Origin of the sequence: Candidatus Pelagibacter ubique HTCC1062 (assembly GCF_000012345.1) — a bacterium.
Taxonomy (GTDB): domain Bacteria; phylum Pseudomonadota; class Alphaproteobacteria; order Pelagibacterales; family Pelagibacteraceae; genus Pelagibacter; species Pelagibacter ubiqueversans.
In genome coordinates this window covers 434929-461384 of sequence record NC_007205.1, presented here as the reverse complement: position 1 = coordinate 461384, position 26456 = coordinate 434929, and the positions used below count along the sequence as shown (strand labels likewise).

Below are 26456 nucleotides of genomic sequence, written 5' to 3'. Positions count from 1 at the left end.
TCAAAATAAATGAAAAGCAAAATTGTTGCTCTTTCTAAAAACGAAGATTTTAAAAATTTACTTAAGAAAAAAAAAATCTCAAATAAATATATCACTCTCTTTTTTGGTCCTCTTGCAGATAAAGATAATAAAAAATTAAATATTAGCTTTGTAGCTAAAAAAAAACTAATCCGTAGTGCTGTAAAGAGAAATAAAATTAAAAGAAGATTAAGAAATATAATGAACGAAGCTATAAAAAAAGTGTCTATAAACTTTAATTATTCTTACCTTGTGATTGCGAAAATAACTATGCTAAACAATGAATATGCGATAATAAAAGATACTTTATTCCAAGACATAGAAAAGATTAAGTAATGAATATTATATCAAACATTTTAATTGGCCTGATCAAATTTTATAAAATGGTTATTAGCCCCTACTTAACTCCTTCGTGCAGATATCTTCCAACTTGCTCAGAATATACAATTGAATGTTTAAGAACATATGGGCTTGTTAAGGCAATCTCAAAAAGTACTAAAAGAATATTTTCATGTCATCCTATTAAGATATTGGGTGGTGGTGAAGGATTTGATCCAGTAAATAAAGAATTCAAGGCTAAGAAATAATGGATACTAGAAACGTAATCGCAGCAATATCCTTATCAGCAGCGGTAATTATTTTATACTCTCTTTTTTTTCAGCCTGACCCTGCAACTATTAAAAAAAATCTAGCTGAACAAAATAAAATTGAAAATAATGAAGACACTCCTAGCTTAGATAAAAATGAAAATTTTTCAAAACTTTCAAGAGCAGATGCTTTAAAAGAAAATGATAGAATTCAATTTGAAAATGGAAGTGTTGTTGGGTCAATTTCTTTAAAGGGTGCGGCGATAGATGATCTGACTTTTAAAGAGTACAATATTGAACTTAATAGAAATGAAAAAATAACCTTATTAAGCCCAAGAAATGTTGAAGATGGTTATTTAATTGAAAGTGGCTTTGTAAGCACTAATAAAAATATAGATATACCTGATGCTTCTACCGTCTGGGAAGTTTCAGGAAATAACAAATTAACTAATAATAATCCTGTAAAGCTAACATGGAGTAATACTCAAGGGATTACATTTGAAAAACATATAAGTCTAGATGATCAATTTTTATTTACTGTAAAAGAAAAAATAATTAACTCATCAGATAAATCTTATAATTTTTACTCCTATGGGCAAATAATTAGAAACGAATTACCAGAAATATCTGGTTTTTATATTTTGCATGAAGGGTTTTTATCTGTACTTGATGATGAATTAATTGAGGAAGATTACGACGATATCCAGGATAAAAAATTTACTCAAATCGCACAAGATGGATTTGTTGCTATTTCAGACAAGTTTTGGGTTACATCAGTTATACCACCAAAGGGTAAAGAGTTTAAAACAACTTTTGACTATAAAAATAAATTCAGAGCAAATTACATATCTACCAAAGGTATTGAAGTTAAAGCAAACAGCTCTATAGAAGAAAAAATTCAAATTATAGTTGCTGCTAAAAGAGTAAACGTCATTGATGGTTATGCTGAAAATTTAAATATCAACAAATTTGATCTAGCGATTGATTGGGGTTTTATGTATTTCATCACAAAACCTTTATTCTTTGTATTAGATTACTTCTTTAAATTGCTTGGTAATTACGGTTTAGCAATTATTGCTGTCACTATTTGCATTAGATTGGCTTTCTTTCCTCTTGCCAACTTTAGTTTTAAGTCTATGGGTAAAATGAAGTTATTAGCACCTGAAATGGCTCGTCTGAAAGAATTGCACAAGGATGACAAAATGAAATTACAACAAGCAATGATGGCTCTTTATAAAAAAGAAAAAGTTAATCCTATGAGCGGTTGTCTGCCTATTCTGGTTCAGATTCCTGTTTTCTTTGCACTATATAAAGTATTATTTGTAACCATTGAAATGAGACACATGCCATTTTATGGATGGATACATGACTTAAGTGATAGAGATCCAACATCTTTATTCAATGTTTTTGGTTTAATTCCTTGGGATCCACCTTCTTTCTTATTAATAGGTGCGTGGCCTATTATTATGGGTATCACAATGTGGATACAGCAAAAGCTTAACCCAACGCCACCAGATCCTATACAGGCTAAAATATTTATGTTCTTTCCAGTATTTTTAACTGTAATTCTTGCACCATTTCCTGCAGGTCTTGTTATCTACTGGAGCTTCAACAACATCTTCACAATGATACAACAATATATTGTTCAAAGAAAAATGACTATCAAAACAACATAAATGTCATCGTTAAGAGAAGAAGAATTAATAAATATCCTACCCAAAGATGGCCCAACAGTTGAAGAAGTAAAAAAATATTTAGAAAAATATAATGATGAATTTATTATCATTAAGTGTGGTGGCAGTGTTTTAGTTGATCCAAAATTATTTAAAGTTTTTATTGAAGATGTAGTCGTTTTAAAAAAACTTGGTTTCAATCCTATAATTGTTCATGGAGGTGGAAAAAGAATTAATAGTAAGCTTTTAGAAGTTAATATTAAAAGCAATTTTATTAACGGACTAAGAGTTACTGATAAAGATACGATCAACATAGTTGAGGATGTATTAATCGAATTTAATAAAGAGATTGTTGAAGCTTTAAATGAGTTAGATTGCAAAGCAAAAAGAATTACCTCAAAAGAAAATAATATAATTACTGTCGTACAAGAAAACAAAGACCTTGGATTTGTGGGAAGGCCTACTGGGATTAACAAAGAGTTCTTAACTGAAATAATAAAAGCAAACAAAGTACCAGTCATTGCACCCTTAGGTTTGGATAAAGATAATCAGACCTTTAATATAAATGCAGATACTACTGCAGGATCGATTGCAATTGAACTAAAAGCTAGAAGATTAATGATTATTAGTGATGTTGAGGGCGTATTAGACAGTGAAAAAAAACTAATCCCTGAAATTAATTCTAAAAAAGCTAATGAATTAATTGATCAAGAAGTAATTTCTGGTGGAATGATACCTAAAATTAAGAATTGTCTAGATGTTGCAAGTAATGGAGTTAAGGCAGTTGTAATAATTGATGGCAGAAAAAATCACTCACTCCTTTTTGAACTATTATCTGATAAAGGTTCAGGAACTTTAATTAGAGAATGAAAAATTTAATTGATACTAAATACTGGCTATTCGACTTAGATAATACTTTGTATTCTGGACAAACAAAGGTTTTTTCTGAAGTTGATAAAAAGATGTCTTCTTTTATTTCAAAGAAATTTAATGTCGATTTAATTAAAGCAAGAGAAATTCAAAAAAAATACTTCTATGAATATGGAACGACATTATCTGGATTAATGAGTCACGATAAAATTGATCCACATGAATTTTTGGAATTTGTTCATGATATTGATATTAGCTGGCTTCCTAAAGATGAGATATTAAGAGAAGAATTAATTAAAATAAAAGAAAAGAAATATATTTTTACTAATGGTTCTCACGCTCATGTTGAAAATGTAACTAAACAACTAGGTATAGATGGTTTGTTTGATGGAGCGTTTGATATTGTTGATGCAAATTTTATTCCAAAACCAAAAATTGAACCTTATGAAAAGATAGTAGAAAAATTTGAGCTTGATCCAACAAAATCAATATTAATCGAAGATATTGCTCATAATTTAGAACAAGCGAAAAATTTAGGAATGAAAACTTGTTGGCTTGAGAATGATGAAGTATTTGCAAAAAAAGATGCCGATAAACCATATATTGATTATAAGATTAAGAACTTGCCTTCTTTTCTTCAAGAAATTAATATATTAAAAGCACAATAAAACTAACCTACTAAAGATAAAATAAAACTATGAAAGAATTTGAAAGCATTATTAATACAGCTTGGGAAAATAAAGATTCCATAAATGGTCAATCTGATAAATCTATATTAGATGCTATCAACCAAACAATTGAACTTGTTGATAAAGGTGAGCTAAGAGTTGCTGAAAAAAATGGCAATGAGTGGGTAGTTAATCAGTGGGTTAAAAAAGCAATAATGTTAAGTTTTAGAACTCATGATATGGATTCATTAAGCGGCCCGTATAGTAGTTGGTATGATAAATCTCATTTATTAAAAGGTAAAACAGCAAATTGGACTAAGGAAGATCATATAAAAGCTGGTTTTAGAATGGTTCCAAATTCTCCAGTTAGAAAAGGATCTTTTATTGGAAAGAATGCAGTACTAATGCCTTGCTTTGTAAATATTGGAGCTTATGTAGATGAAGGAACTATGGTGGACACTTGGGCTTCTGTAGGGTCTTGTGCACAAATAGGAAAGAACTGTCACATATCAGGTGGTGCTGGAATTGGAGGTGTATTAGAGCCAATGCAAGCTAACCCTACTATCATCGAAGACAATTGCTTTATTGGAGCTCGTTCAGAAATAGTTGAAGGAGTAATTGTTGGAGAAGGATCTGTATTATCTATGGGTGTATTTATTGGTCAATCTACAAAAATTGTTTATCGAGAAACTGGTGAAGTAATTTATGGAAAAATTCCACCATACTCAGTAATAGTTCCAGGTAGCATTCCTAGTAAAGATGGTAAAGGTCCTGCTTTATATTGTGCAGTAATTATTAAACAAGTTGATGAAAAAACTAGATCTAAAACTTCTATTAACGACTTATTAAGAGACTAAATGCCAACTTATAATGAAATCACATTAGCTAAAGAGCTAATAAGATTTCCAAGCATTACACCAATTGATGCTGGGGTAATGAAATTCTTAGCTAAAAAATTAACTACTATTGGATTTAAATGTAAGATTTTAGAGTTTAAAGATAAAAACTCTAAACCAGTTAAAAACCTATATGCAAGATTGGGTAATACTCAACCAAACTTTATGTTTGCTGGTCATTTGGATGTAGTGCCTCCCGGAAATATACAAGATTGGACGATTAAACCTTTTAGTCCAACTATTAAAAAAAATCATCTTATTGGTAGAGGTGCTAATGATATGAAAAGTGCAATTGCAAGCTGGGTTGTTGCTGTAAACAACTATGTATTAACTAATAAAAAAATTAATGGATCAATTAGTTTATTAATTACTGGTGATGAAGAAGGTGTTGCAATTAATGGTACTAAAAAAGTAGTTGATTACTTAAAAAAGAAAAAAGAAAAAATAGATTTTTGCTTAGTTGGTGAGCCAACAAACCCTAATAAACTTGGTGAAATGATTAAAATTGGTAGAAGAGGAAGTATCAATGCTGAATTAACTATAATTGGAACTCAAGGTCATGTTGCATATCCTCATCGTGCTAAAAATCCATCGACTTCATTAATAAAAATACTAAATGAAATAAAAGAAATAAAATTTGATAAAGGAACAAAAGACTTTCAGCCTACAAATTTAGAGGTAACTAAAATTAATATCAATAATACAGCTGATAATGTTATTCCAGGACTTGCAAGAGCCACTTTCAACATAAGATTTAATAATAAACATACATCTTCTAGCTTAAAGAATAGATTAAATAAAATTTTCAAAAAAATTACTAAAAAGGATAAGTCTAATTTTAAAGTAGAATATCGTGTATCAGGTGAAGCTTTTTTAACTAAGCCCAATAAAACAACTTACATGATTCAAGATGTAATAAAAAAAATTACAAAAATTAAACCTCAATTGTCTACAACAGGTGGAACTTCAGATGCAAGATTTATTAGAAAAATTGCTCCATGTTTAGAATTTGGTTTAGTAGGTAAAACAATGCACAAAGTAGATGAGGCAGTATCTATTTCAGACTTAAAAAAGTTAACAAAGATATATTCTGAAATTCTTAAAAATTACTTTTAATGATTTGCATTAAAACAGATATTCCTAAAGAACTGAATGATATTGATGATGAATTAAAAGCTATTTATCACTCTAAAGATACAGTTTGTTTTTTTGTTTTTAAAAATAGAGAGCAACGTAATGAGTTTGTAGAAAGAACCAAAGGAATGCCAAAAGTAGAACGAGAAACTATTTACCAAGAATATCTATCTTAAATGAAAACTGGTTTAATAACCTCTGATACTTATCAAAATCACAATACGGGCGACGGTCATCCAGAGAAAATTGATAGAGTTACAGTAGTTATTGATAATTTCAAAAAATTGGATAATAAAAATTTAATTTGGAAAAAACCTTCAAAATTTAACCGATCACTTTTAGAAATAACTCACAATTCCGATTATATAAATTTCGTAGAAAAATCTTTTCCTGAAAAAGGATTATCCTTTTTAGATGGAGACACGATTGTCTCCCCAGGAAGTAAGGATGCTACATTAGATGCAGTAGGTTCAATCATTACAGCTATTGATGGTGTTCAAAATAAAGATTTTAAAAATGCTTTTTGTGCCGTTAGACCTCCAGGACATCATGCAGAGAAAAATAAAGCTATGGGTTTTTGTATTTATAACAATGTCGCTGTTGGAGCCAATTATCTTATAAATAAATATAAACTTAAAAAAATAGCAATTATTGATTTTGATGTGCATCATGGAAACGGCACTCAAGATATTTTTTATGATAATGAAAAAGTTCTATATATTTCTACTCATCAATACCCTTATTACCCAGGCTCAGGCACTAATGATGAAAAAGGAAAACATAACAATATATTAAATATTCCTTTGCCAGCAGGAACAACTTCCGAAGAATATTTAAATGCTTATGAATTTGTACTTAATAAAATTAAAGAGTTTAAACCTGAATTTATCTTACTTTCTGCAGGGTTTGATGCTCATAAAGATGATCCATTGGCACAACTTCAATTAGAGTCAAAAGATTTTTATAATATTACCAAAAGAACACTCGAGTTATCAAAACAATATTGTGATGGAAAAGTAGTGTCAATTTTAGAAGGTGGATACGATCTACAAGCACTTCAAGAAAGCACTGAGATGCATGTAAAAGCTTTACTAGAATTTAATTGATAATTTCTCAATACGCATTAAAGAACTCACAATGAAACTTTACAAAATTAAAAAATCTGACATCGATAAAAAAGGTCGTGGCCTATATGCTGCAAAAGATATCAAAAAAGGTACTAGAATTATTGATTATGTTGGTAAAATTATCACTAAGAAACAAACTGAAGAGTCACAAAAGTTTGATAATGCAAAGCCCATATATTTATTTAATTTGAATAAAAAATATGACTTGGATGGAGATGTTTCTTGGAACACAGCACGTTTAATAAATCACTCTTGTTCTAATAATTGTGATTATAACGGGACAGGTTTAAAGTTATGGGTGGTTGCTATAAAAGATATTAAAAAAGGTGAAGAGATTACAGCTGATTATGGTTTTGGTTATGATGAAGATTACAAACAGTTTCCATGCAAATGTAAGTCAAAAAATTGTTGTGGTTATATTGTTAGAGCAGAATCTAGATGGAGAATTAATAAAAAATTTAGCATTGGTCGACAAAAAACTAGTAAATAACTTTTTCTAAAAATAATCCCTCAGCAGGTGCTGGTGGCGCACAAAGAATTCTTTTTTTTGATTTAATAACAAATTCAAATTTTTTTAAATCCCATTTATTTTCAGCTAAGTACTTTAAACTACCTACCATTGATCGTACTTGTTGTTGTAAAAATGATTGTGATTTAAATTGTATTTCAATTCTTCCATCTTTTGATTTAATATTAACAGATTTCATAGTTTTGATTGGACTTTTTGCATTACAGCTTGATGCTCTAAAAGTAGAAAAATCTTTAGTACCTAAAAGTTTTTTTGATCCTTTTTTCATTAACTCAATATCTAATTTTTTGATTATGTGCCAACCTCTTTCTTTTTCAAGAGAAGGCTTACTTAATCTATTAAAAATTATATATTTATAAATTCTTTGTTTGGCAGAATGTCGTGCATGAAATTTTAGACTTCTTTTTTTAATTGCTAAAACAGAAATACCTTTATCATTTATAAAATGATTAATTGACTTTAATAACTTATCTAAATTTTGAATTTCTTTTTTGCAATCAAAATGAGCTGACTGCTCTATTGCATGAACGCCTGCGTCTGTTCTTCCAGATCCTATCAAAACCACTTTTTCTTTTAAAAATTTTGATAACTTAACTTGTATTTCTTTTTGAATTGATTTTCCTTTAGATTGTATTTGCCAACCAACAAAATTAGTTCCTATATATTCTATTAAGACTTGATATCTAAACATTTGTTATTCTTGAGCCTTTTATAATTTGAGAACCAAGAACAAATTCATTAATATTTTGAGGCTTTTTTCCTTGTCTTTGAATTTCAATAATTTTGATAGATTTTTGGTTACCGCAGCTAATTTCTAAATCATTGGACATTACTTCGCCTATCTCACCACTTTTATTTCCTAATTCTGCTTTTAAAATTTTGTATCTTTCATCTTTAAAAATAAAAAAGGCCCCAGGGCTTGGGTATAATCCGTTTATTTTTCCAATAATACTTTCTGCATTATCATTCCACTTAATTTCACCCTCTGATTTTTCAATTTTAGAAGCATAGGTTGCGCTTGTATCATCTTGTTCTTTAAATGTTAATTTATCTTCAAATATATTTTCTACATTTTCTATGATTTTTTCTGAAGCTAAAATTGAAAGTTTAGTTGATATTGTTTCTGCATTATCACTATCTTTAATTTTTATTCTATAAATATTGCCAACTGGACCAGTATCAAGTTTTTCTCCTATTTTCATAATACTAATTCCTGTTTCTTTCTCTAAATTCATAATAGACCTTTGAATGGGTGCAGCACCTCTCCACTTTGGCAAAAGGGAGGCGTGAATATTTATAAAACCTTTTTTGGCAAGATTTAAATATTCTTTGGGTATTATTTGACCATAGGCCACAACAATTACTAAATCTAAATCTAGTTGTTTTAAATATTCATATTCTTCTTTATTTGTTTTTAATGTGTCTGGTGTTCTACAATCTATATTATAATCTTCTGCTACAATTTGTATTGGCGACTTATTTATTTTTTGACCTCTTTGAGATTTTTTTGGTGGCTGTGTATATACAGCAGGTATTATATAATTTTTTTCATATAAAGATTTTAAAATTGGTACAGCAAAAAATGGTGTACCCATGAAGACAATTTTCTTTGTCATTTAAACGATTATTCTATTCGACTTAATCTTAGAGAGTTTTTTAATTATCATAGATTTTTTTAATTTAGATAAATAATCTATAAACAAAACTCCTTCTAAGTGATCCATTTCATGTTGAATACAAGTAGCCAATAATCCATCTGCTTTTAATAATTGTTTTTTTCCATTGTAATCTAAATATTCAACTTCACATTCATTTGGTCTTTCTATTTCAGCAAACTGATCAGGAACTGACAAACAACCCTCTTCATATTTTGACGTTATATCATTTTTATTTTTGATTACTGGATTAACAAAATATCTTGGCTCCTTTTTGTCTTCATCTCTACTTATATCCATTACTATAATTCTTTTTGGTACCCCTATTTGAATTGCTGCAAGACCTATTCCCGGTGCTGCATACATAGTATCCAACATATCATCCATTAGTCTTCTTTCTTCATCACCAACATTTTCAACTGGTTTAGAAATCTGCCTTAATAGTTTATTTGGTTCTGTTAAAATTGATTTAACTGACATTATGGTTGATTATTTTAGTATAAATTTTAAACTTTTAAAGGAAGAACTTTAAAGAGTATTTTATTTCTTAGTGGATCCGCATTTAGCTGATTAAGTGTGCTTATAATAAAGTATAACGTATCTTCATCAATAGCATTTAAGCTGTCCTGCCCTATAACCTCAACAATTCTAAGCAATGCAGCAGCCATATCACCACTGTTAACAAATATTTGAATATCAGAAGGTATTTCTGAATCGTTTATTTGGTATAAATCATCATACTTCTCTAAAATCTTGACACCATCGGACTTAAAGGTCTCAACTAAAATTACATCTTTTTTAGAAAAAAAATATTTTTTATCTTTTTTTATCTTTTTTAAGAAATCATTTATATCTTTTGTGGGATCATTTTTAGATTTTTCTAATTTTAAATAATTTATTAATTTTGATTGATGTAAAATTTTATTATTTATTTTAATATTTGCTTGTTCTGTCTCTTCATTACCTAAATTATCTTGATAAAATGTTGTAAAATTTGAAGGCACCTTGTTCTCTTCTATATTTTTTAAAAAATTTTTTAATTCTATGTTAAATGCATTCTCAATACCGTCATTCTTGAAAGAATTTTTGAGGGCATTCATTAACTGTAACTTATTCTCAATTTCAGTAGTAATTAAAATTCCTTGATAAATTAGCGCTCTTGTCTCTATTCTTGAGAGTACTTTTGTTGACTCTTTAATATTTAATAATTGATTAATATTAAATTGAAATCTCTTATAAAGTTCAAATAATTCTTTTTCTGCATAATTTCCTTCATGTGTTGCTTTTTCAATACTCGTAATTTTCTCTATATCTGTAAGTTCAATATCACTGATATCATCTAATAGATTTGAAGTTGATAGATATTTCCATATTTGCCTGGATGTAGTATTTTTTGGTTCAAATTTAAATTCTGGGTTCGTTCTGTGAGATAAATGGAAATCTAAAATTGTTTTTTCTGAAACTTCTGTTGCTGGTTCTGTATTATACCCCATTAAATAATCAATTTTTTTATTAAAAAACTTATCTGCAATGCCTAATTCTAATTGAAGATCGATAAGCAATTGAGCTTCATCTCTTTTATTATTATTAATTAAGCAATAAATGTTGAATTTAGATAAATATAAATCTTGTATCGGTTCATTAATTTTAGAAAAAATTTCACAAGCTTTTTCAACATCTGATTGAGACAAATAATGATCTACTAAGTGTTTGGTAAGTTTTGGATGTTCATTAATAATCTCATTATTTAATAAATATTTTTCAATCAAGTCAAAGTTTGAGCGCTTAATAAGCCACTTTGATTTAATTTCTAAAAACTGTTCTTTTGAAATATTCATTTCTGGATAATGTGCATTTGTTAATAATAAAACATCCAAAATCTCTTCAGCATCTCTTGAAAGTTCCAATTTATCTATTCTTTTAAAGATATTTAAAATTTGATCTCCGTTAGAATTGGACCACATATTAATATCCAACCCATTTTCTGCAGGGTCATAAATTCCGATTAATTTTTTTTCTTTTGAAATTAAAGTTTGCGTTTCTTCTATGCTTAATTCCCCTTCTTTTTGGGATTGCATATCATAAATACTATTCTGGGGAATATTTTTTTCTAATTCATCTTCTGTTAAGATTAAGTTTTCTTTAGGTTTTTTTTCTCCCACTTCCCAGATATCCACTGGTTCTTGTGAGTTGGTTGCAAAACCAAAAAATAAAGAAAATAATATAACTAAAAAATAGTTCTTACTTAACAATTTTAAGTTTTTCATTAGGGATGATTTTTTCAATGTCTTTATTTGGAGATGGAAATTCAATTTTACCAAGTAGTACTATGGCTCCAATAAAAATAATTAGCACAAATACTATTTTGATTAATAAACTTTTACCACTCCCATTACTTGTGTTTTTTGAAAATTGCATATATTCTTTAGTAATTTCAAATTAAGACATATTTGTGTTTTTTCAATAAAGAAAGCTTATGAATTCAAATAAAAACCTCGTTTTTTTAGGTATGATGGGGTCAGGCAAATCTTCTATCGGAGCTATGGTTTCGAAACAATTAAATATTCCATTCATTGATATAGACAATTTAATTGAAGAACATGCTGGTATGACCATCTCAGAAATATTTAAAGTAAATGGCGAGGCATACTTTAGAAATTTAGAGGAAAAAATAACTATTAAGTCTTTAAAACATAAAAAAGTTGTTGTTTCTTTAGGTGGAGGTAGTTTTATTAATGACAAGATAAGAAAAGATATTTTAAAAAATCATTTTTCTTTTTGGCTCGATTGGGATGATTTAGTTTTAATTAAAAGAATTAAAGGTAGTAAAAAAAGACCCTTAGCCTCAAATTCAACTGATCTTGAAATTAAAGCCATTATTAATAAAAGAAAGAAAGTATATTCAAAAGCTAATTTTAAAATAAACTGTAATAAATTAACAAAAAGTGAAATAGTTAAAACTATAATAAAAACATATGGGCTTAATTAAATTAAAAGTTAACACCAACAGTCAACAATATTCAATTATTATTGGAAATAATATTTTAAAAAAAGTAAATAAATTTTTGAAAGAAAATTCTATTGATTTTAATCAATGTCTTCTAGTAATTGACAAAAATATTCCAAAAAATTTAGTAAAAGATACTTTAAAATCTTTACCAAAAGGATCTGTTTCAATTCATTATTTTAATGCGAGTGAAAAAAATAAAAATCTAAAAAGTGTCAATGAAATCACATCAATTCTTTTAAAAAAAAGTTTTAATAGAAATGATTGTTTAATTTCTATTGGTGGTGGTATTACCGGTGATGTATCAGGCTTTGCAGCAAGTACTTTTAAGCGAGGCTTAAAGTTTGTAAATATACCAACTACACTACTTTCACAGGTCGACTCATCAATCGGAGGCAAAACAGGTGTAAACACCAAATATGGTAAAAACTTAATTGGCTCATTTTATCAACCTAGTCTAGTTATATCAGATACTAACTTTTTAAACTCTTTACCAAAAAGAGAAGTTGTATGTGGCTATGGTGAAATTTTAAAACACTCACTTATTAATGGAAAAAAATTTTTTTACTTTTTAAATAAAAATGGAAAAAAAATTATCCAATTAAAAAGTCCCTTTATACAAACAGCTATTCATCAAAGCTGCTTGATTAAAAAAAAAGTAGTTGAAGCTGACGAAAAAGAATTAGGTATAAGAAAAATACTAAACTTTGGACATACTTTTGCTCATGCCTTTGAAGCAACACTGCGTTATTCAGCAAAATTAAATCATGGTGAAGCAGTTATCCTCGGTGTTAAAACTGCTGCTAGATTTAGTTTATTAAATAAAATTTTAAATAAAAAAGAATTTGAATTAATTGATGGTCACTTAAATGACCTAAATCTTCCAAGAGATATTAATAAATTTTTTTCAATAAAAAATTTAAATACAATTATATCTTTTATGAGAAAAGATAAAAAAAATAATACAAAGAAAATTAGTCTGGTTTTGCTTAAAAGAATAGGTTCTCCAGTTTACAAATTACAGTTTAATGAAAAAACTATTAATCTCTTTTTAAAAAAAGAATTAACTAAGTAGTATTTGAATAGAATGTATGTGTTCTTTTAACTCATGATCTAAAATATTATAGATTTTCTTGGTTGATACTATCTTATTTAATTTTTTAAGCTCTTCAGATTTAATAATTAATTTTAGATGGAACATTCCTTCTTGATTTCCTTTATGATTTTTATGTAAAAAACTTTTATCTTCGATTTTAAGATCTTGTATAACAATTTTTGCTTCAAGTTTATTTTTAACAATTTTAATTAATTCGTTTATATTCATAAATAATAATTTATTACTATATAGCATGAAAAATATTTGTGATTGGAATAATTGCTTTGATACTGGTGAATATAAGGCACCAATTGAGAAAGATAATAGCAAACGCTACAGATTGCTTTGCTTAGCTCATGTTAAAGAATTCAATAAAAATTGGAATTATTTTAAAGGAATGGATGATGAGCAAGTATTTGATTTTTTAAAGTCTGACATGACCTGGCATAAACCCACTCAGAGCTTTAGCTCTTCAGATAATTTTTTTAAAGTTCTATGGAACAACACTTTAAAAGATGAGTTTGATAAAACCAAACTTAGAGGTGAATATAACCACATGAATCAATTCAAATTTGATGCTAATGATATTAAAGCTTTTAGTATTTTAGGTGTTTCAGTTGGCCAAAAATGGGAACAAATACAAGATCAGTTCAAAACTCTTGTCAAAAAATTTCACCCTGATATTAATTTGGGAAATAAAGAATACGAAGAAAAACTTAAATTAATTACTTTAGCTTATACTCAGCTAAAAAATACTTATAAGGAAAAAATTGACACCTAATTTAAACATACAGCCAGACATTAAAATGTCTTTAAAGCAAAGTTTTGGAATTGACTCAGATATGGAAGTTGACGCTTTCTCTAAAAGAAGTGAATACGTTCCCGAAATAGATAAAAATTATAAGTTTGATAGAGATACTACCCTTGCTATCATATCAGGTTTTGCTTTTAATAAACGTGTCTTGGTTCAAGGCTATCATGGTACAGGAAAGTCTACTCACATTGAACAAATCGCAGCTAGATTAAACTGGCCTTGTATTAGAGTGAATTTAGATAGTCATGTAAGTAGAATTGATCTTATTGGAAAAGATGCAATTGTTGTAAAAGATGGAAAACAGATTACTGAGTTTAAAGAAGGTATTTTACCTTGGTCCATTCAAAACCCTGTTGCACTTGTTTTTGATGAGTATGATGCAGGAAGACCAGACGTGATGTTTGTTATTCAAAGGGTGTTGGAAGCTGAAGGTAATTTTACTCTTTTAGATAAAAATAAAGTTATAAAACAAAATAAATTTTTTAGATTATTTGCGACTTCAAATACAGTTGGTCTAGGGGATACAACAGGATTGTACCATGGTACTCAACAAATTAACCAAGGGCAGATGGATAGATGGAATATTGTAACATCTTTAAACTATCTTAGTCTTGATAGAGAAATGGAAATCGTTCTTGCTAAAAATAAAAATTTAAACAATCCAAAAGGTAAAGAAAAAGTCTCTAACATGATTAAAGTTGCATCTTTAACTAGAAAGGGCTTTATAGCTGGAGATATATCAACTGTAATGAGTCCAAGGACGGTACTTCATTGGGCTGAAAATGCAGAAATTTTCAAAGACACAGGTTATGCTTTTAGGGTCACTTTTTTGAATAAGTGTGACGATATAGAAAAAAATACAATAGCTGAATATTATCAAAGATGTTTTGGAGAAGAATTACCAGAATCGATGGTTAATATTCATATCTAAATGAGCTCAAAAGAAAACAATTTTAAAGAGCAATTTAAACAAGCATTAATTTCTACAGCTAAAGTAATTTCTGAAGATTATAAATTAGATGTTAAAAAATTAGATAAAGATTTAAGTAATAAAAAAACTGATTTTTTTGATGTAACCAATTTATCAAATAAAAACGATTTTGTTAAACTAAGAGCAGAAACTGACTCTGGAGCCTTAAAGAAAAAATTTTCAAATAAAGAAATATTTAATAAAAACCTACCTAATAATCCTTCTTGTAAATCTTTATATAATATTGCTGAAAAAATCAGGTATGAACTTCTTGGGGGCAAAATGCTTAAAGGAGTTGGAAAAAATTTAAGTGAAAATTATAACCAAAAAATACTTTCTAATCGTAAAGAACAATTAAAAAATAAAGAAGATGTTCCTGTGAATGAAGCTTTTGAATTATATATGTTAAACAAATTCTTTAAATTAGAACTCAATGATGTGTCTACAAAAATGTTAGATTTTTGGAAGAAAGAATTTGACGAATCTATTGATAAGCATTTTGATTTTTTAAGTAAAAATTTGGAAGATCAAAATAATTATAGTTTAAAATTTTCAGAAATTTTAGAGAATATGGATGTCTTTGCTTCAAATAATGAAGAAAATAATGAAGAAAACGATGAACAAGAAAATGAGCAAGATAATAAATCAGAGAACGATAATGACGGCCAGTCTGATGACAAAGAGGAAGAAAATAATCAAGATGATAGCCAGACTAGTTTAGATGCTGGCTTTGATCTAAGCGACCAGCAGATGGAAGAGCAATTAGAAGATTCAGATTCTTTAAAAGAGAGTGCAGAAAGTGTTTTACAAAAAACAAATATTGATAATATTGATCAAGATTACAAAGTATTCACCACAGAATTTGATGAAATTGCAAAAGCTGAAATATTAGAAGATATAAAAGAAACACAAAAATTAAGAAAAAATTTAGACCAACAACTTGTCGGGTTTCAAGATTTAATTACTAAGCTTGCTAACAAACTACAAAGGCAGCTCCTTGCAAAACAAAATAGAGCTTGGGAGTTTGACTTAGAAGAAGGTTTATTAGATAGCTCAAAATTAACTAGAATAATTATGGATCCTTATAATTCTTTATCTTTTATGAAAGAAAAAGATCTTGATTTTAAGGACACAATCGTAACCTTGTTAATAGACAATTCTGGTTCCATGAGAGGTCGGCCAATAACAATTGCTGCACTTTGTGCAGATATATTATCTAGAACCTTAGAAAGATGCTCAGTGAAAGTAGAGGTTTTAGGCTTTACTACAAAAAATTGGAAAGGTGGTAAAAGCAGAGAAGCTTGGACTAAAAATGATAAGCCAAAAAATCCTGGAAGATTAAATGATTTAAGACATATAATTTATAAAGGTGCAGACACACAGTGGAGGCAGGCAAAAAATAATATAGGCTTAATGCTTAAAGAAGGATTATTAAAAGAAAATATTGATGGGGAAGCTATTTCGTGGGCCTATAATAGAATTATAAAAAGAAAAGAAGAAAGAAAAATACTGATGGTTATTTCAGATGGTGCCCCAGTTGACGACTCAACTTTATCAGTTAATTCAGGAGATTTTTTAGAAAAACATTTAAAAAAAATGGTTAAATTTATAGAAACTAAGAGTGACGTTGAAATTTTAGCTATCGGTATTGGGCATGATGTTTCTAGATATTACAATAAAGCTATTAAAATAACAGATGTGCATGAACTTGGGGATGTTATGGTTTCACAATTGAGTGGCTTATTTGAAAATAAAAAAAAACTACATTAAAGTTTTAAAAGATCTTCATTTTTCCATTTAATACTTACTTCAGCCCCACTTCTTGTTTGGGAATTTCTGCATAAAATATTTGCATAATTTTTTTCAAGTAAAGTTTTGCCTATAAAAATTCCAAGACCTAATCCAGATTTAGATTTTATTGAAGACTTAAAAGATTTAATATAAGGCTCTCCAATTTTACTCAAAACATCTTTTGGGTATCCCTCTCCATCATCTTCAATCATAACTTCTGTGAAATCACTATCACTTTTTATATTAATAAAAATCTTATTTTCAGAAAACTTATTTGCATTACCGATAAAATTTCTTAGTCCATAAATAATTTCTATTGATTTAGTTATATTTAGTGGATTTGAATTTTGATCATAATTTACAATAAAATCTTTTTTACTTACTTCTTGGAATGACTTGACTATTTCACTTACGTATTCTGCCATTGTTAAATCACGATCAATAAAATTATCTTCGATTATTGGGTTTAATGTTAATTTTTTTAAAATTTCACTACATCTCTCTAATTGACTGGATAATAACTCAATATCTTTTTTAACATCTTCATTATCTTTAAATCGCTCCAATAAATCAGTGGAGATAATCTTCATTGTTGAAAACGGTGTACCTAATGAATGTGCAGCAGCAGCAGCCTGTCCTCCTAATGATAATAGCTCATGTTCTTTTGACATGATTTCTTCCATTTTATTCAGTGCCTCTTTCCTTATTCTAGATTCTGATCCAAAGGTTAAGGCAAAATAATTTAAAAAAATTAAAGCAATAATTAATGCGATTGGAATTGAATAGTAATAATAGCTGTCTACGTGAAAATGTTCTTTAATTGGATAGGGCAAAGGTTGGTTAAAAAAAGTAAGAAAAATAATCACTAAAACTGTGAGGCTAACTAACAATAAATTACTCCTAAAACCTAAATTAGATGAGGAAAATATAGCTGGGATAATCAAAAAAATTGAAAAAGGATTTATAATTCCACCTGTTAAATAAATCAAACAACTCAGTTGTAAAATATCAATAGATAAAAAAAGAAATGCTGTTTTATCTGACAATTGTGTGTTTTTGTTAATATAGATTAAATAAAGATTGCTTAGCGCTCCAATCAAAATTATTGAATTTTCTAGAATTAGATTAAATCTAAAATCAAAAAAAAAATAAATAACATTAACTGTTATAAGTTGGCCAATAATAGCAATCCATCTTAGATTAATATAGGTCGATTTTTTTAATGAAAAATATTTAGAAGTTTCGAAAAACTTCATTATTAGATATCTAGATTTTGAACATTAATTGCATTTGAAACAATAAAATCTTTTCTCAATGCAACATCATTACCCATTAATGTGTGTATTAAATCTTGATCTTTTTTTATATCTTTTGAGTATTGTACTTGTAATAAATTTCTTGTTTCAGGGTCTAAAGTAGTATTCCATAGCTCTTCTGGGTTCATCTCTCCTAATCCCTTAAACCTTTGAATGCTCATTCTAGATTTTTCATCTTCATAAGCTTTAGTGAATTCTTTTGTTCCTTTTTTAATTTTTTGTAATTCTTTATTATTCTTTAAAATATAATCTTCTAACTCTTTTTCATCTTTTATATAAATGCCTTTTGTTCCCTTATTGATCTTGAATAAAGGTGGCTGTGCAAGATAAACATGTCCATTTTCAATTAGTTTATTAAATGGCTTGTTATTAAAGAATGTTAGTAATAATGCTCGTATATGAGAACCATCAACATCAGCATCAGTCATGATAATAATTTTTCCATATCTTAAATCTTTCAAATCAATATCTTCAACTTTTGGATCAAGGCCAAGTGCGTTAATTAAAGTCACAACCTCATTAGATGACATCATTTTTGATAAAGATTTTGTTCTATGTTCGCTACCATCTCTATTGCTATTTTTTTTAAGAACAATCTCTTCCACATAGGTATTAAGAATTTTACCTCTAAGTGGTAAAACAGCCTGATTTGACCTATTTCTTCCTTGTTTAGCAGAACCACCCGCAGAATCTCCCTCAACAATAAACAATTCTGTTCCTTCTTGTTTGCCTATTTGACAATCTGCTAATTTTCCAGGTAATCCACTTAATTCTAAAGCACCTTTACGTCTAACATTTTCTCTAGCTTTTCTAGCAACATCTCTTGCTAGAGCTGCCTGCATTACTTTAGCTAAAATAATCTTAGATAAAGTTGGGTTTTGATCAAACCATATTGAAAGTTTTTCACTAACAATACTTTCCACAATCATTCTAACTTCTGATGAAACAAGCTTATCTTTTGTTTGAGAAGAAAATTTAGGATCAGGTATTTTTGCTGAAATTACACATGTAAGACCCTCTTTAATATCGTCTCCTGAAATAGTTAATTTATTTTTTTTTAATAAATTATGCTCTGTAGCATATTTATTAATGACTCTAGTAAGGGCACTCCTAAATCCTAATAAATGGGTACCACCATCCTTTTGATAAATGTTATTTGTATATGGATAGATGTCTTCTCCATAACTTGCGTTCCACTTTAAAGAACATTCAATTTCAATATTGTCTTTTTTTCCTTCAATATAAATAGGCTTCTTAAATAAATCATTACCGGTTTTATTAACAAGTTTTTCTCTTTTTTCGTCTAAAAAATCAACAAATTCTAAAACTCCCCCATCAAACTTAAATACAATTATTTTTTCTTTTTTTTGATTTAAATCGTTAACAGTTATTTTTATTCCCTTATTCAAGAATGCAAGTTCACGCATTCTTTTAATAATTATACTTGGAGTAAATTTAATTGAAGAAAATATTTCTTTTGATGGTAAAAAAGTTATTTGTGTTCCGGTTTCTTTTGATTTTCCTATAACTTTTAGAGGTGCTTTTGAGGCTCCATCTTTAAATTCTATAAAATATCTATTTCCATCTCTATCGATTTCTAATTTTAATTTTTCTGATAATGCATTTACAACTGAAACTCCAACACCATGTAAACCACCCGATACTTTGTAGGAATCATGATCAAATTTTCCTCCAGCATGAAGCTGAGTCATAATAACTTCTGCGGCAGACATTTTTTCACCCTTATGCATATCAACAGGTATTCCTCTACCATCATCTCTAACTGTAATTGTTCCGTCAGAGTTTATTTTAACATCTATATTTTTACAGTGTCCTGCTAAAGCTTCATCTATTGAGTTATCAACAACCTCATAGACCATATGATGCAAACCTGTTCCATCATCGGTATCACCAATATACATTCCAGGTCTTTTTCTAACAGCTTCAAGACCTTTTAAAACTTTGATAGAGTCAGCCTGATATGTATTTTTATTATTCATTTTTTAAATATTTGGAAATTATCTATTTATATCACTTTTTAAATAAAATTGATGAATTTTGTTGTTTTTCTTAATTAAAATTTTTAAAAAAAATGCCTATTTTAAGTGCTAATTTCTTCTAAAAAGATATCTGATTTAACATTTAAAAATTTATGAAATTAAGAAGTATATTAAGATCAATACCAATTTTAAAACGAATCTATCCATCTTTATTTCTTAAATTTTCTTATCTTTTGAATAAAAATATTTTTCTAAGTAAATTCAAAAATGTTTATCTTAATTTAGATATACGAGACCCAATCGACAAGTCTATTCTTTTATTTAATTTTTATGAGGACAAACAAATAAAATATTTATGTAAGATATTTAAGGAAAATAAAATTAATTATTTTTTTGATGTTGGGGCTAATTGTGGAATTTATTCATTAATAATATCAAAATTATTTCCAAAAACTTCTACATTAAGCTTTGAACCAGTTAAATTTACTTTTAAAAAACTAAAAAAAAATATTTCTTTAAACCCCAACCTTAAAAATATAAGAAAATATAATTATGGTTTATCTGACAAAAATTCAAAACTTAAGATGAAGGCATTATTTAAAAAAGAATTTATTCAATCTGGTGGGTATGGTGTTATAAATAATAAAGATAACCTCAAAAACCTACATACTGAGTTTGCAGTGTTTAAAAAGGCTGATGACAAATTCAAGTATAAAAAAAAAACTATTTGCTTAAAAATTGACGTTGAAGGACACGAGGTTTTTGTTTTAAATGGACTAAAAAAAATTTTTAAAAATAATAAAATATTTTTACAAATTGAAATACTTCCCAATAATTTTATTAAGACTAATAGATGGTTAAATAATTTTGGCTTTAAAAAAATTAATAAAATAAATGCAGATTATTATTTTATAAATAAATAAATTAATGGCGGAGAGACAGGGATTCGAACCCTGGGTACCTTTAACAGTACACACACTTTCCAAGCGTGCGCTTTAAACCGCTCAGCCATCTCTCCAGTTACTGGTCTTTATTAATTTTAAGCACTCCTATAAATGCTTCTTGTGGTATTTCAACTTTTCCAAACTGTTTACCTCTGGCTTTTCCTTTTTTCTGTTTATCTAGTAGTTTTCTTTTTCTATCTCTAGCTCCACCACCATGAATTTTTGTTAAAACATCTTTTTTAAAACCCTTAATAGTTTCTCTTGCTATAATTTTTCCTCCAATTGCTGCCTGCACTGGAATCATAAAATTATGACGTGGGATTAAATCTTTTAATTTTTCACATACCTCTCTTCCAACAGTTTGTGCAAAATCTTTATGAACCATCATTGATAAAGCGTCAACTGGCTCAGCATTAACAAGTATTCCTAATTTTACTAAATCTCCTTCTCTATGACCTATGATCTCATAATCAAAACTTGCATAGCCACTAGTCATTGATTTAAGCCTATCATTAAAATCAAAAACAACTTCATTTAGAGGGATTTCATAATTTAAAACAGCTCTATTACCCGAATAACTCAAGTTTGTTTGTACTCCTCTTTTATCCTGACAAACTTTTATAATTGCTCCTAAATATTGATCTGGTGTAATAATTGTTGCTTTAATCCAAGGCTCTTCAATAAATTTAATTAAAGTAGGTTCTGGTAAACTTGAAGGGTTTTGTAACTCTATTATGTCTCCTTTGTTCATATGAACTTTATAAACAACCCCTGGTGTTGTGGTTAATAAATTTATATCAAATTCTCTTTCTAATCTTTCAGTTATAATTTCTAAATGCAAGAGACCTAAAAAACCACATCTAAAGCCAAGACCTAACGCAGAGGAAGATTCTGCCTCATATGAAAAACTAGCATCATTTAATTGAAGTTTGCCTAATCCATCTTTTAATTTTTGGTATTCAGAGCTATCTACAGGAAACAAACCACAAAATACAACTGGCTTACTAGGTTTAAATCCAGGAAGTGCTTCTTGAGGTGGTTTAGTTGCATCACAAATAGTATCTCCCACTTTTGTTTCTGATAAAATTTTTATTCCTGTTGTTATAAAACCAATTTCTCCTGCGTTTAATTCATTAACATCAGTTGCTTTTGGAGTAAACACACCTACTTTTTCAATTATATATTCTTGGTCAGTAGACATCATTTTAATTTTCATATTTTTTGAAATTTTTCCATTAATAACTCTAACTAGAATAACCACCCCTAAGTAAGTGTCATACCAACTGTCAACTAATAAGCATTTTAAATCAGCATCTTTTTCTCCTTCTGGAGCTGGTAGTGACACAATAATTTGTTCTAGAATATCTTCTATACCCTCACCTGTTTTTCCAGAGCAAGGTATAGCATTTTCAGTATCAATACCTATGACCTCTTCTATTTGTTTCTTTGTTTTTTCTAAGTCTGATGCTGGTAAATCAACTTTATTTAGTACAGGTACTATCTCATGCTTGGTGTCTAAAGCTTGATAAACATTAGCCAATGTTTGAGCCTCTACTCCTTGGGTACTATCAACAATTAAAATAGATCCCTCACATGCATACAGAGATCTACTAACTTCATAGCTAAAATCTACGTGTCCTGGAGTATCAATTATGTTTAGAATATAGTCTTTACCATCTTTTGCTTTATAATTAAGTTTAACTGTTTGAGCTTTAATAGTTATGCCTCTTTCTCTCTCAATATCCATTGAGTCTAGAACTTGTGCCTTCATTTCTCTTTCGGTTAGACCACCACAACTATGAATTATCCTATCTGCAATTGTTGATTTACCATGATCAATATGCGCAATGATTGCAAAGTTTCTGATGTGATCAATTTTTGTCATGATTATGATCTAATCTTAGCACCAGTTTTGGATTCAACAGCAGAAATAATAAGTTGATTAATTTTGTTTAAATCATCCTCAGTCAAAGTTTTTTCTAAAGGTTGAATAATTACATTTAATGCAATTGATTTTTTACCTTCAGGAATATTTGCTCCTTCATAAACATCAAATACTTTGACAGATTTTATTAACTCTTTGTCTACATTAGAGATGGTTTCAATTAATTCTTGAACTTTAAAATTTTTATCTAAAACAAAAGCAAAATCTCTTTCTGATTTTTGAAAATCTGAATATTTATACTGAGTTTTTTGATCTTTTAATGATTTTTTTGGCTGTTTTAAATTGTCTAAAAATATTTCAAAACCCACTAATGATTCAACTTTAATATCTAATTTTTTTAATATACCTGGGTGAATATCACCAAAAAAAGCAACTACTTTTTCTTTTCCTTTATTAAGAAATATTCTTCCTGATTTTCCAGGGTGATAATAACTTGGTGCTTCATCATCAATATAGAGCTTATCTTTATTATAACCTGCTTCTACTAAACTTTTGATAACATCACTTTTAACATCAAACACATCTATTAATCTTTCTTTTTCCAGCCAGCTCTGCCTAGCCAATTTTCCTGATCTTAATCCAGTAGCGACTGTCTGTTGCTCACCTGGCTCAGATCCTAAAAAAGTTGGACCTATTTCAAAAAATGACAAATCTTTAAATCCTCTTCCTAAATTCTTATTCAAATGAATTATCAAATTAGAAAAAATTGAACTTCGCAAAACGTTCAAATCAGAACTTATAGGATTAATTATTTTAATTTCTTTATTATTTTCAATGAATAGTTGATTAATTTTACTGTCGGTAAAAGACCATGTGATAGCTTCAAAATACCCCTTAGAAGCAATAGATCTTTGTAAAAAATGAAATAATTTTTGTTTTAAATTTAATGTTTGTTTTTTTCTAACTTTTTCTGGTTCAATAATTTTAATTTGATCATAGCCCTTGATTCTTACAAGTTCTTCTACCACATCAACTTCCTGTGAAATATCTGGTCTCCAAGATGGTATAACGGCATCTAGTATTCCCTTGTTTTCTTTAATTTCAAATCCTAGGTTATCTAAGATTTTTATCATTTCTTTTATATCAATATTAAATCCAGTAATTTTTTCAAACAAAGAAGGATCAAATTTTAATGATTTTTTTTTAACATCTTCAATTTTTTGAATATCAAATTCACTAACTTCACCGCCACATATTTCTTGTATTAAATTAGCTGCTCTTTCAAGTCCTTGGTCAATTGATAATGGATCAATACCTCTTTCAAATCTAAATTTTGCATCCGTATCTATATTCAAGATTTTAGATGATTTTCTGATTGATCGTGGACTAAAGTAAGCAGACTCAATTAACACATTCTTTGTATCTAGTTCAGTTCCAGTTCTTGTGCCTCCTATTATTCCTCCAAGACCTAATACGCCTGACGCATCTGATATGACACACATCTCATCCTCTAATTTATACTCCTTATTATCTAATGCTTCGAATGTTTCACCTTTTTTAGAATTTCTTACAACTATTGCTTTATCTATTTTATCAACATCATATGCATGAAGTGGTCTATTCAAATCAAACATTATATAATTTGTAATATCAACTATTGCCGAAATAGGTTTTTGGCCTAGAGCAATTATTTTGTCTTTTAGCCACTCTGGACTTTCAGTATTTTTTACTCCTTTAATTAAACAACTACCAAAGGATATACATGCTTGATTTTTTTCATTTTCAATTTTTACACTAATTGTTTGTTTATTTTTTTTATCGAGTTTTTTTTCTTTTTGATTTATTAATCTTCCTGCGCCTGCAGCAGCTAAATCTCTTGCTATTCCTCTAACCCCTAAGCAATCTGCTCTATTTGGTGTAATAGAAATATCAATTACATTTAAATTTTTTTTTGGAAAATAATTTTCTCCTACTTTTTTGTTATATTTTTCTGGTAAAAGCTCTGTTATGCCATCACTTTCGTTTGATAGGTTAAGTTCAGATTCTGAACAAAGCATTCCATATGAGGTTACACCTCTTATTTTGCTTACCACCAATTTCATTTGACTTTTTGGCACTACAGCGCCAGGAGGAGCATAAATTGTTAATAAACCCTCTTTAGCATTTGGAGCTCCACAAACAACTTTTACTGATTTGCCCGAACCTATATCAACATCACATACTCTAAGCCTATCTGCATCAGGATGCTTTTCAGCCTTCAAAATTTTGGCAATTACAAATTGATCAAGCTCTCCTGACTGACTATCAACACCCTCTACTTCTAAACCAATATCTGTAAGTTTATCGATGATTTGATTTTCATTAAGTTTGGTATCTAAATGATCTTTGAGCCATGCTGTTGTAATCTTCATCGGCTTAAGCCCCTATAGTTTGTTGGGACATCTATTGGATCAAATCCAAAATGATTTAGCCATCTATAGTCACAATCAAAAAAGGCTCTTAAATCATTAATGCCATATTTCAACATTGCGAGCCTATCTATTCCTATTCCAAATGCATAACCTTGGAATTCATCAGGGTTTACTTTCACATTTTTTAAAACATTGGGATGAACCATTCCACAACCTAAAACTTCTAGCCATTTATCACCTTCCCCAATTACTATTTTTCCATCTTTTATTTCATAACCAATATCAACTTCTGCAGATGGCTCTGTAAATGGGAAATGACTAGGTCTAAATCTCATTTTAATTTTATCAACCTCAAAAAACTCTTTAATAAAATAATTTAAGCATCCTTTTAAATGCCCCATATTTATATTTTTATCAATATGTAGCCCTTCAACTTGATGAAACATTGGAGTATGAGTTTGATCGCTGTCAGATCTATATGTTCGCCCTGGCGCTATTATTTTAAAAGGTGGTTTATCATTAAGCATTGTTCTAATTTGAACTGGTGAAGTATGTGTTCTTAAAAGTAGCTCTTTTGTATCATCTAGATAAAAAGTATCATGCATATCTCTAGCAGGATGGTTATCAGGTGTATTTAACGCAGTAAAATTATTATATTCATTTTCAACATCTGGTCCCTCTTCTACACTAAAACCAATTTCTGAAAAAATTGAAGAAATTTCATCTATAACTTGAGATACAGGATGAATTTTTCCCTGAACAAAAGGTCTCTCTGGTAAAGTTATATCTATTTTTTCTTTTTCTAATTTTTTGTTAATCTCTTTTTTTTCAATATCATCAATTTTTATAGTAATTAAATTTTCAAGTTCACTTTTGACTAAGTTTAAATCTGATGCAAATTTTTTTCTTTCTTCTTCTGCTAATTTTCCAAGCTGTTTAAATTGCGAGCTGATTAACCCAGTTTTACCAAATAGTTCTGTTTTAATTTGATTAACTTGATTTAAATCTAAATTTTCTTTTAACTTTAAAAGAAATTCATCTTTTATTTTTTTAATATCAGACATA

Annotated in this window: 27 protein-coding genes and 1 tRNA gene; 16 read left to right on the top strand and 12 right to left on the bottom strand. The window is 28.5% G+C overall.

Annotation, left to right across the window (positions count from 1 at the left end; genetic code table 11):
• Positions 1-9: 9 nt before the first annotated feature.
• From rnpA to SAR11_RS02310, 10 genes are read left to right on the top strand one after another with little or no spacing between them, the layout of a single operon-like run.
• Positions 10-354 carry a ribonuclease P protein component gene (gene rnpA / locus SAR11_RS02355; protein ID WP_011281733.1) on the top strand — a complete coding sequence of 115 codons (345 nt, stop codon included), beginning with the start codon at positions 10-12 and terminating at the stop codon, positions 352-354.
• Complete coding sequence (gene yidD, locus SAR11_RS02350; protein ID WP_006997437.1) at positions 354-605, top strand: membrane protein insertion efficiency factor YidD; 252 nt, start codon at positions 354-356, stop codon at positions 603-605. Before rnpA ends, yidD begins: the two co-directional genes overlap by 1 nt.
• A complete protein-coding gene (gene yidC / locus SAR11_RS02345) occupies positions 605-2281 on the top strand; it encodes a membrane protein insertase YidC (RefSeq protein ID WP_011281732.1) in 1677 nt (558 codons plus the stop codon). The genes yidD and yidC overlap by 1 nt, the downstream gene beginning before the upstream one ends.
• Complete coding sequence (gene argB, locus SAR11_RS02340; RefSeq protein ID WP_011281731.1) at positions 2282-3148, top strand: acetylglutamate kinase; 867 nt, start codon at positions 2282-2284, stop codon at positions 3146-3148. It begins immediately after the preceding gene.
• Positions 3145-3816 carry a pyrimidine 5'-nucleotidase gene (locus SAR11_RS02335; RefSeq protein ID WP_011281730.1) on the top strand — a complete coding sequence of 224 codons (672 nt, stop codon included), beginning with the start codon at positions 3145-3147 and terminating at the stop codon, positions 3814-3816. Before argB ends, SAR11_RS02335 begins: the two co-directional genes overlap by 4 nt.
• Before the next feature lie 29 nt (positions 3817-3845).
• Positions 3846-4673, top strand: coding sequence for a 2,3,4,5-tetrahydropyridine-2,6-dicarboxylate N-succinyltransferase (dapD, locus tag SAR11_RS02330; RefSeq protein WP_006997441.1), 828 nt, complete (start codon positions 3846-3848; stop codon positions 4671-4673).
• Complete coding sequence (dapE, locus tag SAR11_RS02325) at positions 4674-5828, top strand: succinyl-diaminopimelate desuccinylase (protein WP_011281729.1); 1155 nt, start codon at positions 4674-4676, stop codon at positions 5826-5828.
• The gene (locus SAR11_RS02320) at positions 5828-6022 is read left to right on the top strand and encodes a hypothetical protein (protein WP_011281728.1); all 195 of its coding nucleotides are present in this window, start codon (positions 5828-5830) and stop codon (positions 6020-6022) included. The genes dapE and SAR11_RS02320 overlap by 1 nt, the downstream gene beginning before the upstream one ends.
• A complete protein-coding gene (locus SAR11_RS02315) occupies positions 6023-6952 on the top strand; it encodes a histone deacetylase family protein (protein WP_011281727.1) in 930 nt (309 codons plus the stop codon).
• A 31-nt stretch (positions 6953-6983) separates the two neighbouring features.
• Positions 6984-7463 carry an SET domain-containing protein gene (locus tag SAR11_RS02310; protein WP_006997444.1) on the top strand — a complete coding sequence of 160 codons (480 nt, stop codon included), beginning with the start codon at positions 6984-6986 and terminating at the stop codon, positions 7461-7463.
• Here SAR11_RS02310 and truA read toward each other — a convergent pair.
• The 5 genes from truA to SAR11_RS07045 are packed head-to-tail and all read right to left on the bottom strand — an operon-like array spanning position 7453 to position 11575.
• Positions 7453-8193 carry a tRNA pseudouridine(38-40) synthase TruA gene (truA, locus tag SAR11_RS02305; protein ID WP_011281726.1) on the bottom strand — a complete coding sequence of 247 codons (741 nt, stop codon included), beginning with the start codon at positions 8191-8193 and terminating at the stop codon, positions 7453-7455. The genes SAR11_RS02310 and truA overlap by 11 nt on opposite strands.
• Positions 8186-9118: a methionyl-tRNA formyltransferase gene (gene fmt, locus SAR11_RS02300; protein WP_011281725.1), complete on the bottom strand. Its 933-nt coding sequence runs from the start codon at positions 9116-9118 to the stop codon at positions 8186-8188. The genes truA and fmt overlap by 8 nt, the downstream gene beginning before the upstream one ends.
• Complete coding sequence (gene def, locus SAR11_RS02295) at positions 9119-9637, bottom strand: peptide deformylase (RefSeq protein ID WP_011281724.1); 519 nt, start codon at positions 9635-9637, stop codon at positions 9119-9121. It lies immediately after the preceding gene.
• Between the two features lie 26 nt (positions 9638-9663).
• The gene (locus SAR11_RS02290; RefSeq protein WP_041185776.1) at positions 9664-11424 is read right to left on the bottom strand and encodes a hypothetical protein; all 1761 of its coding nucleotides are present in this window, start codon (positions 11422-11424) and stop codon (positions 9664-9666) included.
• Positions 11399-11575, bottom strand: coding sequence for a hypothetical protein (locus SAR11_RS07045; protein WP_011281722.1), 177 nt, complete (start codon positions 11573-11575; stop codon positions 11399-11401). The genes SAR11_RS02290 and SAR11_RS07045 overlap by 26 nt, the downstream gene beginning before the upstream one ends.
• 58 nt (positions 11576-11633) lie before the next feature.
• On the opposite strand from SAR11_RS07045, the gene SAR11_RS02285 reads away from it, so the two are divergent.
• Both SAR11_RS02285 and aroB read left to right on the top strand, forming a co-directional pair.
• Positions 11634-12146 carry a shikimate kinase gene (locus SAR11_RS02285; RefSeq protein ID WP_011281721.1) on the top strand — a complete coding sequence of 171 codons (513 nt, stop codon included), beginning with the start codon at positions 11634-11636 and terminating at the stop codon, positions 12144-12146.
• On the top strand, positions 12133-13239 hold the full coding sequence (gene aroB / locus SAR11_RS02280; protein ID WP_011281720.1) for a 3-dehydroquinate synthase: 1107 nt from the start codon (positions 12133-12135) through the stop codon (positions 13237-13239). The genes SAR11_RS02285 and aroB overlap by 14 nt, the downstream gene beginning before the upstream one ends.
• On the opposite strand, the gene SAR11_RS02275 is transcribed toward aroB, so the two are convergent.
• The gene (locus SAR11_RS02275) at positions 13228-13488 is read right to left on the bottom strand and encodes a BolA/IbaG family iron-sulfur metabolism protein (protein ID WP_230470851.1); all 261 of its coding nucleotides are present in this window, start codon (positions 13486-13488) and stop codon (positions 13228-13230) included. The two genes, aroB and SAR11_RS02275, sit on opposite strands and share 12 nt — an antisense overlap.
• Positions 13489-13513: 25 nt before the next feature.
• Between SAR11_RS02275 and SAR11_RS02270 the strand changes: the two genes are divergently transcribed.
• Genes SAR11_RS02270 through SAR11_RS02260 form a run of 3 tightly spaced genes read left to right on the top strand, consistent with a single transcriptional unit; the run spans position 13514 to position 16814 of the window.
• Positions 13514-14041, top strand: a complete 528-nt coding sequence (locus SAR11_RS02270; protein ID WP_006997453.1) for a J domain-containing protein — start codon at positions 13514-13516, stop codon at positions 14039-14041.
• Positions 14031-15005 carry a cobaltochelatase subunit CobS gene (gene cobS / locus SAR11_RS02265; RefSeq protein WP_011281718.1) on the top strand — a complete coding sequence of 325 codons (975 nt, stop codon included), beginning with the start codon at positions 14031-14033 and terminating at the stop codon, positions 15003-15005. Before SAR11_RS02270 ends, cobS begins: the two co-directional genes overlap by 11 nt.
• A complete protein-coding gene (locus SAR11_RS02260; RefSeq protein WP_011281717.1) occupies positions 15006-16814 on the top strand; it encodes a cobaltochelatase CobT-related protein in 1809 nt (602 codons plus the stop codon). It begins immediately after the preceding gene.
• On the opposite strand, the gene SAR11_RS02255 is transcribed toward SAR11_RS02260, so the two are convergent.
• A complete protein-coding gene (locus SAR11_RS02255; protein WP_011281716.1) occupies positions 16811-18091 on the bottom strand; it encodes an ActS/PrrB/RegB family redox-sensitive histidine kinase in 1281 nt (426 codons plus the stop codon). The two genes, SAR11_RS02260 and SAR11_RS02255, sit on opposite strands and share 4 nt — an antisense overlap.
• A 2-nt stretch (positions 18092-18093) precedes the next feature.
• Positions 18094-20151: a DNA gyrase subunit B gene (locus SAR11_RS02250; RefSeq protein WP_011281715.1), complete on the bottom strand. Its 2058-nt coding sequence runs from the start codon at positions 20149-20151 to the stop codon at positions 18094-18096.
• A 152-nt stretch (positions 20152-20303) separates the two neighbouring features.
• Between SAR11_RS02250 and SAR11_RS02245 the strand changes: the two genes are divergently transcribed.
• Entirely contained in the window at positions 20304-21074 is a 771-nt protein-coding gene (locus tag SAR11_RS02245) for an FkbM family methyltransferase (RefSeq protein ID WP_011281714.1), read from the top strand.
• Between the two features lie 5 nt (positions 21075-21079).
• Here the strand turns inward: SAR11_RS02245 and SAR11_RS02240 are convergent.
• From SAR11_RS02240 to pheS, 4 genes are all read right to left on the bottom strand, one after another.
• Positions 21080-21169, bottom strand: a tRNA-Ser gene (locus tag SAR11_RS02240).
• Positions 21170-21171: 2 nt separating this feature from the next.
• Entirely contained in the window at positions 21172-22980 is a 1809-nt protein-coding gene (gene lepA, locus SAR11_RS02235) for a translation elongation factor 4 (RefSeq protein ID WP_011281713.1), read from the bottom strand.
• 2 nt (positions 22981-22982) lie between these two features.
• Positions 22983-25391: a phenylalanine--tRNA ligase subunit beta gene (gene pheT / locus SAR11_RS02230; RefSeq protein ID WP_011281712.1), complete on the bottom strand. Its 2409-nt coding sequence runs from the start codon at positions 25389-25391 to the stop codon at positions 22983-22985.
• Positions 25388-26455 (bottom strand): phenylalanine--tRNA ligase subunit alpha, encoded by a 1068-nt coding sequence (pheS, locus tag SAR11_RS02225; RefSeq protein WP_006997460.1) that lies wholly within the window; start codon positions 26453-26455, stop codon positions 25388-25390. Before pheS ends, pheT begins: the two co-directional genes overlap by 4 nt.
• Position 26456 lies beyond the last annotated feature (1 nt).

Bases quoted from the DNA above. Each gene is read 5' to 3' on its own strand.
- rnpA (WP_011281733.1), top strand. From the start codon at position 10: ATGAAAAGCAAAATTGTTGCTCTTTCTAAAAACGAAGATTTTAAAAAT.
- yidD (WP_006997437.1), top strand. From the start codon at position 354: ATGAATATTATATCAAACATTTTAATTGGCCTGATCAAATTTTATAAA.
- yidC (WP_011281732.1), top strand. From the start codon at position 605: ATGGATACTAGAAACGTAATCGCAGCAATATCCTTATCAGCAGCGGTA.
- argB (WP_011281731.1), top strand. From the start codon at position 2,282: ATGTCATCGTTAAGAGAAGAAGAATTAATAAATATCCTACCCAAAGAT.
- SAR11_RS02335 (WP_011281730.1), top strand. From the start codon at position 3,145: ATGAAAAATTTAATTGATACTAAATACTGGCTATTCGACTTAGATAAT.
- dapD (WP_006997441.1), top strand. From the start codon at position 3,846: ATGAAAGAATTTGAAAGCATTATTAATACAGCTTGGGAAAATAAAGAT.
- dapE (WP_011281729.1), top strand. From the start codon at position 4,674: ATGCCAACTTATAATGAAATCACATTAGCTAAAGAGCTAATAAGATTT.
- SAR11_RS02320 (WP_011281728.1), top strand. From the start codon at position 5,828: ATGATTTGCATTAAAACAGATATTCCTAAAGAACTGAATGATATTGAT.
- SAR11_RS02315 (WP_011281727.1), top strand. From the start codon at position 6,023: ATGAAAACTGGTTTAATAACCTCTGATACTTATCAAAATCACAATACG.
- SAR11_RS02310 (WP_006997444.1), top strand. From the start codon at position 6,984: ATGAAACTTTACAAAATTAAAAAATCTGACATCGATAAAAAAGGTCGT.
- truA (WP_011281726.1), bottom strand. From the start codon at position 8,193: ATGTTTAGATATCAAGTCTTAATAGAATATATAGGAACTAATTTTGTT.
- fmt (WP_011281725.1), bottom strand. From the start codon at position 9,118: ATGACAAAGAAAATTGTCTTCATGGGTACACCATTTTTTGCTGTACCA.
- def (WP_011281724.1), bottom strand. From the start codon at position 9,637: ATGTCAGTTAAATCAATTTTAACAGAACCAAATAAACTATTAAGGCAG.
- SAR11_RS02290 (WP_041185776.1), bottom strand. From the start codon at position 11,424: ATGAAAAACTTAAAATTGTTAAGTAAGAACTATTTTTTAGTTATATTA.
- SAR11_RS07045 (WP_011281722.1), bottom strand. From the start codon at position 11,575: ATGCAATTTTCAAAAAACACAAGTAATGGGAGTGGTAAAAGTTTATTA.
- SAR11_RS02285 (WP_011281721.1), top strand. From the start codon at position 11,634: ATGAATTCAAATAAAAACCTCGTTTTTTTAGGTATGATGGGGTCAGGC.
- aroB (WP_011281720.1), top strand. From the start codon at position 12,133: ATGGGCTTAATTAAATTAAAAGTTAACACCAACAGTCAACAATATTCA.
- SAR11_RS02275 (WP_230470851.1), bottom strand. From the start codon at position 13,488: ATGAATATAAACGAATTAATTAAAATTGTTAAAAATAAACTTGAAGCA.
- SAR11_RS02270 (WP_006997453.1), top strand. From the start codon at position 13,514: ATGAAAAATATTTGTGATTGGAATAATTGCTTTGATACTGGTGAATAT.
- SAR11_RS02260 (WP_011281717.1), top strand. From the start codon at position 15,006: ATGAGCTCAAAAGAAAACAATTTTAAAGAGCAATTTAAACAAGCATTA.
- SAR11_RS02255 (WP_011281716.1), bottom strand. From the start codon at position 18,091: ATGAAGTTTTTCGAAACTTCTAAATATTTTTCATTAAAAAAATCGACC.
- SAR11_RS02250 (WP_011281715.1), bottom strand. From the start codon at position 20,151: ATGAATAATAAAAATACATATCAGGCTGACTCTATCAAAGTTTTAAAA.
- SAR11_RS02245 (WP_011281714.1), top strand. From the start codon at position 20,304: ATGAAATTAAGAAGTATATTAAGATCAATACCAATTTTAAAACGAATC.
- lepA (WP_011281713.1), bottom strand. From the start codon at position 22,980: ATGACAAAAATTGATCACATCAGAAACTTTGCAATCATTGCGCATATT.
- pheT (WP_011281712.1), bottom strand. From the start codon at position 25,391: ATGAAGATTACAACAGCATGGCTCAAAGATCATTTAGATACCAAACTT.
- pheS (WP_006997460.1), bottom strand. From the start codon at position 26,455: ATGTCTGATATTAAAAAAATAAAAGATGAATTTCTTTTAAAGTTAAAA.